This is a genomic window from Allorhodopirellula heiligendammensis (assembly GCF_007860105.1).
In the GTDB taxonomy this organism is placed as follows: Bacteria; Planctomycetota; Planctomycetia; order Pirellulales; family Pirellulaceae; genus Rhodopirellula; species Rhodopirellula heiligendammensis.
In genome coordinates this window covers 2,191,653-2,201,656 of the sequence record NZ_SJPU01000002.1, presented here as the reverse complement: position 1 = coordinate 2,201,656, position 10,004 = coordinate 2,191,653, and the positions used below count along the sequence as shown (strand labels likewise).

The window sequence follows — 10,004 nt, the reverse complement described above, 5'->3', positions numbered from 1 at the left end:
GCGCTATTGCTTTCGTCTGTCGGATAGGCTCACATTAGTGCACTCAACAACCTTAGGGGAGCGAAACCCCTCCTCGGGGCGTGTGTTGCCGCGCGCCCATGCATGTTGTCTATGCACATGGCGGGAGCTGATTGCCTTCCCCCTGTGCATCACACGCGGACGTATGAAGCAGTCGCTGTCATTGTGCTTAGTCAGTTTTAAGGGAATACCATGAAGAAAATGTTTGACATTAAGCGTTCATCGGCGTTGCGAACACATTCGTTTCGTCGCCGTTGTGCATTGCGGCGGTCGACATTGGCGTCGCTCTTTTTGGAAAAGCTTGAAGATCGACGCATGTTGGCGACGCTCGACTTCAGCGGCGGAGTGATCAACTACGACGGGAGCGCCGCTGGCAGCACGTTGGTTGTGGAACGCGTCGGCGCTGACTACCGATTTACGGATACGGAAGCCATCACGGTAACTGGTGGCCAAGCGGGCAGCGTTAGTGGATCGGGCACGATGGTGGTGCTGAGTCCAGCCAATTTGGTGACGTCCATTGACATTGATCTGCTCGGTGGCACTGACGCGGTGACGATTGCTGATCTGGCGCTCGCGGGAAACCTATCCGTGACGGCGGAGAATGTGACGCTCAACGGCCCGGTCACGAGCGGCGACACGGTTGCGATTCATGCCAACGGCGGCTCAATCACAGATAACAATGCCAGCGATCCCGACATCGTGGCGACCAACATTGACCTCACCGCTGTTACTGGTATTGGGAAGTTAATCGATGCCGATCCCACTTTAGAGATCAATGCTACGAACCTGAACGCCTCCACTGTTACGGGAGGCGTTTTCATCACCGACACAGCGGGCGGTGTGGCGCTGGGATCAGTGTCGGCAGGCGCGGGCTTCATTGCTCTAACAACTCTGGATGGTGCGATCACCGATGGCAACGGTGCGGCCGTCAACCTGACTGCGGCCAATGGTGTGAGTCTGACGACGACGGGATCAAACAGCGCGATCGGTACGGTTGGCGATGCGATCGAGACCGCAGTCGGAGCGTTCACGGCCACGACCAACGACGGCGGCATTTACATTGCTGACTCGAACGGGCCTGGGCTGATTATCAACTCCGTCGTGGCGAAGGAAGGTGGCAAAACGACGGTCATCAACGGCAGCAATCTAATTGTGTTGGACGACAATGTTACCCAAGGAACGATGGATATCTCCATCTCCGCCCAAGGAGACATTTTACTCAACACCGTTAGTGCTCCCAATATGGTCACGATTACCTCCGTGACAGGCAGAATACTGGACATCAATCAAGCGTCGAACAACGTTTTGGGGCGGAGCGTGAATCTCGTCGCCAACGGTACGGTTGGTCAGGACGGCGATGTGATTGAATCGACGGTCGAGACTTTTAGTGCCAGCACGACCGACGGTCCGATCTTCCTATCGCAGCTGATCGAGAGCACGGCGGTCTCAGTCGTTGCTGGTGGAACAGACAATAATATGTTGCTGACGAGTACGGGCGCGAGCCTGCGTATCAAGACCATCACGGCACAAGGTACTGTCACGGTAGAAAACAGTGTTGGGTCACTGCTCGATGACAATGGGGCGGCCGTGAACATCACCGGCTCGATCGTCAACCTGACCGGTGCATCGCGCATCGGAACTAACCTCGATCCGTTGGAGACGAACACGCCTGACTTACGCGCGACCGTCAGTGACCCTGCCGCCGGCATCACTCCGGCTGCTCCTATTTACATCGACAATAGGAGCGGTGGCTTGGTCGCGATTGACTCCGTCGCAGCCAGCACAAACGGGGGCGATGTAGCGATCAACTTCCTGGGGGGATCCCTCTCGTTTTTGGCGAGCACGCAAGTGCTCAACGCAGCGGGGGCAGCCATGGCGTTTGAGACTAAGACCGGCGACGTCAAGATCGGCCTCGTCGATGCGGGCACTCGCGACGTCAGCATCGTCGCAGCCGGAGCAATCGTTGACGACACCAACGATGCCCTCGTCGACCTTCGCGGTGGCACGACAAAACTCACCGCGGGCGCTGGGATCGGCGATAGCCTCAACGGTATCGATACGGCCGTTGCCACACTGAACGCAAAGACGGATTCCAGCGGAATTTATATCCAAGAGGCCGATGCGTTCGACGTCAGCGCTATCGCGAAGTCCGGTGATATCGACGTGCAAAATGGGATGGGCGATATGACCGTTGGGCTCGTTTCCTCGCCGAGCCGAGTGTCGCTTCTTACCAGCGGCGCAATGCTAGACGGGAACGGCGACAATAACAATTTATCTGCAGACACGCTCAATCTTGTCGCGACGAATGGCATCGGTTTCGGCGGAAACGCGCTGGAAAGCTCTGTCAACACTCTGACAGCAGACGGCGGAGCGGGTGGTGGACTGCTGCTTGCTAATAGCAAGTCGCTAGTGCTGACCTCGGCATTGGCAACGGGTGGAGCCGTTTCCATCTCTGCATCTAGCAACCTGACGCTCGGTGCGGTGATCGCAACCGGCCAGGATGTCACCTTGACTGCATCTGGCCAATTGATCGATGGGAACGGCCTCACCAATAACATTAACGCACTTAGCGCCACCCTAAAAGGATCGGCGATTGGCACGTCTGGCGACAAGATCGAGACCAATGTGTCAGCGATCACGGCCACCACGACGACCGGGGGCATTTTCTTGAGCGACGCGAATCTCGCTAGCCTCACCCTCACCGCCACGGCCCTGGGACAGGCGGCCGATATTGATATCGACAGTGCGGGCAGCATCATCCTCAACACAGTCACCGCCAAGGGCGACACGGTGAAGTTACGCGCCGTCGGATCGATCACCGACGGCAACGATCCACCGCCGCCCGTTCAGGTCAACATCATCGCGAAAACGCTTGATGTCGCCGCTCCTGGCGGTATCGGCACCCTTGCTAACCCATTAGAAGCGGAGGTGAATCAGGTGGCCTTGGCAGACGGCGGCGCAGTGGGCTCGAATCTGACCTTCGCCGGCCCGCTCTTGCTCACCGAAGCGTCGCTCGAAGCGTCTGGCAGCGGCACGCTGACGTTTGATGCCGAATCGATCACGATTGAAAACATCGCTGATAATACCGCCACCATCGCATCTGGTCGCTCGCTTGTGCTGCGGACGCCGACCGGGGCGATCGTATTTCTCGACACAGCGGACACCATCGAAACGTCCGCCGCCGGCACGATCACAATCACAGCCGGGTCGATTGTGGGCAGCGGCGCAGTCGCCGTGCTGGGCAATCTCAAGACTGCTGGGGGAAACATTCTGGTTAGCGCCGATCGAACCATCACCATTGGCGAGTTCGATGCCGGTACGGGAGATGTGACCGTCCAGTCTCATGCCGGGATCATCGTCGACGGCAACGGGTCGGCGATCAACGTGATTGCCGGGACGACGACTCTCAGCGGTAACGCTCCAACCGCTCGAGAGGCTGAACTCGATGAAACGTTTCGGATCGCAGAGGCTGCTGCGGCGAAGGCGGAGGCAGCCGCGGAGCAGACTGCAGTCGACGCCTTGGGCAATGGACAGGCAATCGTCGACGCCGAGGTGGAGAGCGGTATGATAAATGTGCCGGTGCTTCAGATAATATCCGACAACTTGGATATTGAGTACTACGCACAACAGGATCTCGTCGACGGCCTGAGCATCGCTTCGGCAACTGCGAACGTTGCGTCGGTGGCGGTAACGACTGCGGCCACGGTCGCACTGCTCGTGGCGGCTCCCGCGCAAGGTGTTCCGCTGGTGGGTGACCTCGGTGCCTTCACTGTCCAGGCAGCTATACAGGTCGCCGCTAATGCGGTTGAATTGGTGAGTACCGGGTTGGCCATTGGAGTCACCGCGGCATCAATCGAGCTGGCCAAAGTAGGCGTCGCGGATACCACCGCGAATTTCACACTTCAATCCGCCAAGGACAGGCTGGCATTGGCGATCGTGACACAGCAGGCGTTCGCGGAATCGACTTCGATTACGCTAGCAGCGGCCATCAAGTCTGCGATTGTTCGCGATGCGTCGGAGCGAATTCGTGACCAATCCATCCTGGCCCGCGACCAAGCCAACGTGATCGGCACCTCGACGGCACCTCTCGGCCTCGACGTTAGCGGCGTGGTCAATGTGACTGCCGGACCGACAGACAGCTTCTTGCAAGTGGTCGGGGATACAGCCATCGACTTGATCCAAGCCACCGGCAGCGTCACCCTGGTCTCAACAGGCACGATCACTGACGCCGACGCGGGAGCCGGGGCAGATGTGCTGGCGAAGGGCCTGCGCATCGTCGCTGCCGGAGGTATAGGAACAGCGGCCGATCCCATCGAGACCCGTGTCGCCACACTCAATGCAACCAACACCACCAGCGGGAACATCGAGATTGCCAACACGGCGGGCGCCCCGGCGGCGCTTGACATCACAGGTATTTCAAACTCCGGTGGCGGCGATGTCATGATTTCCAGTCACGGCAGCACTCTGGCCGGCGAGGGTATCACAGTGAGTGGTCCGATCACCGCAAGTGACGCGGCTGCTGCTGTGACGATCAATTCAGGTAGCCCTTTGACGATTGATTCGGATATTACTGCCGCGGGCGCGATCGTGCTGACCGCAGCGGAAACGTCCGATGGTGGCGACGACTTGACCGTCAATTCAGGTGCGACAATCCAGTCTACCGGTTCGTCAGTGACCCTCCGGGCTGGTGATAATATCACAATTGCATCCGGATCGACGATCCAAGCCAGCACCGGGATCGTCATCACGGCCAACTTCGACGACGATCCGGCCGACACCAACGGGGCCAACGGGGCCAACGTGATTGTCGCCGGTACGCTCAACGCGCCGATCGCCACGATCGGTGTCGATCCTGCCGCCGACGACGATGACACGTTTACCATCACGCCTTCAGTCGTGACGCCGATCACCGTCGATGCCGAAGATGGCAGCGATACGCTGAACTTCATCGCCGATGGTCTTGCCGTGACAATCGTGGGCAACCAGATCACAGCAGCGGGCCGGCAAACGGTGACGTTTACCAACTTTGAGTTCGTCAACATCATCAACTCAAGCGGTGGCGGCAGCGTCACGGTTTTGGCGGAGCCTGGCAACGCTGACTCGCTGGTCCTGATCGGCACCAGTCAGAAGGCGGGCACGTTCACGCTCAATGGAGGCGTCCCGATATCGTTCAGTGGTGTAGACAGTTTTAACGTCAACGCTGGCGATCTGGACGACGTCATCACCGTGACCCCGTTCGCTACCTCGGTGCTGCCGTGGAATGTCGCCGTCGGAATCGACGGCGGCGCTGGCGAGGACCGCATTATCTACAACAACGTGGTCGGACTGGTCGACAGTACCCGCGTGACGGCAACCGGTCCGCAGGCCGGACACATCGATTCGCCCGGGGTGACATCGGCGCTCAACAGCCAGTTGGTCTCGTTCACGAACGTGGAGGACATTACGGCAAACGCGAACCCTGGCGAGGACGAGCAATTGACCGTGAACCAGCGAAGCACTTCGGCTGACGATACGGCAACCCTACTCAACAATGATGTCCAGCTCATCGGGCTCTTTAATGTTGATACGGAGAACTATGTCGGGCTGACACTCAATGGTCACACTGGCAACGACACGTTCAACATCACTCCCGGCACCATTCCAGTGTTTGTTGACGGAGGCGACCCGATTGGTGCCACTGCCGGCGACCGGATCAACTTCCTACCGGTTACCTCCTACACACTTGAGCCGGGTCCGGAGAATGACTCCGGTGGATTCGTTCCTGATGGCCCAGGTATCCAACGTGTCAGTTGGGACCATATCGAGGAGGTCACTGTCACCGGTGGCGTTCCAGGCGTCTTTCTGGGTACCAATGGCGACGACGACATCACGATCATCGCCCGTGACAGTTCCACTCATGCGGGAGCCGACGGTGTGCAGGACTTCACCGTCAGCCTTAACGCTGGGCCGAGCGTCCTGTTTCTCAACACACCCGTGTTCTCCATCCAAGCTCTGGCTGGCGACGATGATATCGTGCTGCGGACACTGGACCCCACCGTCGCCGTCTGGGACGTGAATTTGACCATCGACGGCGGCACACCTGCCGCAACCACGGGCGTGGGTCAGCAAGGTGACGTGTTCGAACTGGAAACTGAAGGCGTTCAAACGGTTACCTACAGTCCGGTCGAGATGAGTATCGCTGAGCTTTCCTCCTTGATCGAGTTCAGTGACATGGAACAGATCGTCTTCCGCGGCCAGGGTGATGACACGCTCACTATGAACGGCACCGATCGAGACGATTACTTTGTAATTAATCCCACCAATGGCGGCAGTGGCAGCCATCGCTCGAATTTGTCACCAACCTTTCATTTCAGCGGCGCCAAAGCCATCACCGCGACTGGCGGGAACAGTGGCACCGACAGAGTCATCGTAGAAGCCACCGATGACAACGATGTGGTGACAGCCTCGGCAGCAACGCGACTGGTCACGCTCAAGAGTCCCTCGGGGCTGACCTTCACCCCAGTCGTCCTCGGGGCGGGAATCGATATAGTGACCATCGAAGCCAAGGCAGGCGACGATCTGATTTTGGTGTCGCCCGATCCTTTCGGTGGTGCCCCTGTGCAGTTTAACGTCAATGGCGACTTGCCCAATGCCAGCGACCGACTGGCGATTGAAGATCAAGGGGTCGGAAATACGATTCAACACCATCAAGGCCCCGATCAACGCAGCGGATCCATCATCGTAGGCGACTTGCCACCGGTATCTTACGAGGGGATCGAATACGTTGACATCACTCCGCTGGATACCAATTCATCGAGTAGTACGTTCGGAGGCACGGGCAGCGACGGACTCGGTCGCATCGTCGTGTTTCATTCCGACATTTTCTCGTACAACAGCAGCTTTCATAACCCCACTGACCTTTCGGACTTGGCCCAATCCACGACCCAGCCAAACATTAACCCGGGTGCCCAAATTGATCCTTTCGGAAATGGCGTGAATCTCCATGGAGATGAGGACTGGTATCGCTTTATTGCACCGAAGACCGGAACTTTCCAGTTCAAAGTCCTCTTTGATGCGGTTCCCACTCTTGCTAACGGGCAACCTGGTCTGCCCGGTGATGGACGCTTAAGACTGGACATGTTCACAGCTGATGGAATGCCGATTACCCGCCTGTCTGCAGAGACGGACGCTGCGATCCAGACGATTGGTACCAGAGCGGGACGCACATACTTGGTGAGAGTTCAAGGGGCGACGCCCAATTCAATCAACCCTTATGATGTCGATGTCCAAGACGTGGATACGTTAGGACCTCAGGTGTTCGATCCCGATGGCGATGGTCCTCTGCAGGCGATTCAAATCACCGGAAATCCAGCTTATAACATTTTTGACGTGAAGCCCATTAGCCAAGGCCCCACTCCCTTGGTCAACAGTCTGACGATTAACATCCAAGATCTTCCGACTCGATTCCCCGGATTCGCATATGGTGCGTTGGATTACGACATTTCCTCGGCAGCAGGTTTGTACCAACTGACAGGTGATCACCACGGAATTGTCGCGATTTCGGATGTCATCGTTGTCAATGCTCCCGTCGTATTCGGCGAGGTTGCGACCGCTACGATCGAGCTACGATTTGATTCTCCGTTGCCGGACGACCGCTACACACTCACGCTGATCGACTCCATTGTTGACCCCAGTGGGAACAAACTCGATGGCGAGAGCAACGCCCAGGAACCGCAAGGTGGTCCGACACTGCCCTCGGGTGACGGAGTCTCCGGTGGCGACTTTGTCGCAAGATTCACCGTCGATTCGCGTGCCGAGCTTGGTTTGTATTCCAACGGCAGCGTCTATGTAGATACCAACGGCAACAATCTGTTCGATCCGGAAGCGATCAACAGTGATGATACAAACGAGGACATCGTCTACAAATTGGGAAACCAAACCTCTCTCACGATCGCCGGTAATTTCGTACGTGGCGCTGCTGACGTCGCCGATGGGTACGACAAAATCGCCACCTACGGTACTTTTGGAGGAGCCCTCCGTTGGTTAATTGACACCAACAATAACGGAGTTCCCGATCTCGTCGTCACGACCGCTCCTCAGATCAATGGGTTGCCTTTTGCTGGGAACTTTGACGGCAACTCTGTCAACGGGGATGAGGTGGGCCTGAAGTCTGGGACGACATGGCGTCTGGATACTAATCACGATTTCCAAGTCGACACGATACTCGCCGGCAACATGACTGGTTTGCCCTTCGTCGGCGATTTCGACGGCGATGGGATCGATGATTTGGGCGCTTGGTCGAACGATCTGGTGGTCCTAGATCTCAGCGGCGATGGCATTGATGGGAAAACAGATGTCTCTTTCAAGTTCGGTTTCCCCGGTGTGCGCGAGATCCCTTTTGCGGCCGATTTTAACGGAGATGGCCTTGATGACATCGGCCTGTGGCAGCCAGACGGCTCGGGACTGTCGCCTGTGGGACAGGCTGAATTCTATGTTTTGATGAGTCAACGGAAGCCTCCAAAATTGCTCAACGAGGCTCGGTTTGCAGGCAACGGCCTGCTGCAAACGACGCAGCCGTCCCAGTTACGGATCGCCGATGAGTTCATACCAATCGACGTCACGGAATCTTATGTGCTCTCTGCTACAGCACGATCGGGCGACGGAGAAGGCGGTTTCTACGATCCGGCCAATAGACAGTCTCTGGGATTTGCCAGCTACGATATAGACCATCTTCTGATCTCACCCCAGCATGTGCTCAAACATGCCGGTGCGACTGATACCGTCCTTACGGCAGATCTAAAACCTGGTGATACTCAGGTCTTCGTTCAGAATGCATCGGGCTGGTCTAACGGTGGCGCCAGCTATTCTCGATCCCTAGCCTGGTATGGCTATACCGATAGCCTTGGACATACGTACGACGATTACACCTACACTCGAAATGTTGCAACTAACTACGTCAGTGGGCTTTGGGATGCAACTGGCATCGTGGGCAATGTGATCACACTCAACACGCCGTGGACCGGACCTGAGATCTCTGCAGGAACGGCTGTCCGTAACGCGACGCTGGGAGGTACATACAATTACGCAGGATTGTCAAACCAAACGGTACCTGATGAATGGACCCGATATGAGGCGACGTTGAGTGGGACCGGATTGGACAACACGCAGTTTCGCCCTGGCACTGCGTTCATCAAACCGATCGTGCTGGCAAATTACCAAGGCAATGCGAATAACCAAATCTCTTGGAGAGAGATCCAGGTACATGAAGCAGCAACGGTCATTCCATTAGTGGAGCGAATCACTCCCACCACAGATGGCTCAGGAGGTAATGAAATTGCATTCACGCCGCAGCCATTTGGTCCAGACTTATTTGCGACGTTTGGTAATTCTGCCGCCTCGCCCGTCGTTGGTAATTTCGATCCTCCGGTGGTCGCATCGGCGGGGAACCCAGGGAATCCAATTCGTCTGGAGAGCCTGGCAACAACGAATCTGGATAATCGTTATGACGTCAATGGAGATGGGCTGGTAACGGCTCTCGACGCTCTGTCGATCATAAACTATCTCAATACCGAAGACGCTTCGACGGGAGAATCGATTCTGATCGAAGCGGGAAGTACGGTATATGACGACGGACCGATGTTAAATGTCAATGGGGATGAGTTCATTACGGCTTTGGACGCACTCAACGTCATTAACTACCTCAATGAGGTGGACGCGGTCGATTTGAGTTCCGAGCCAGACGCATCAGTCGTAGTGCCGATGGCGTCACCTGTCGGCAATCAACAACCCCAGCGCGAAGTGAATGGAGAATCACCGACAATCATTGGTGATCTAGTCGATGGAATAATCAAGTTCGCTCATGTCACGCCCGCTAATGAACCACTCGATCATCTCGATCGTGCATTTGCGACTTGGAACGAGGATTTCAATGAGCACAGCGCAGCCGACGAAAATTTAATTTCGTCGGTGGAAGATGAACTGCTTGCCTTGCTAGATCGCTAAAGTCA

At 56.6% G+C, this 10,004-nt stretch carries 1 protein-coding gene; it reads left to right on the top strand.

Features of this window, described 5'->3' with window-relative positions; translation table 11 throughout:
- The first annotated feature begins 210 nt into the window (after positions 1-210).
- Positions 211-9,999 carry a dockerin type I domain-containing protein gene (locus tag Poly21_RS18395; RefSeq protein WP_146408322.1) on the top strand — a complete coding sequence of 3,263 codons (9,789 nt, stop codon included), beginning with the start codon at positions 211-213 and terminating at the stop codon, positions 9,997-9,999.
- Positions 10,000-10,004: the final 5 nt, after the last annotated feature.

Bases quoted from the DNA above. Each gene is read 5' to 3' on its own strand.
- Poly21_RS18395 (WP_146408322.1), top strand. From the start codon at position 211: ATGAAGAAAATGTTTGACATTAAGCGTTCATCGGCGTTGCGAACACAT.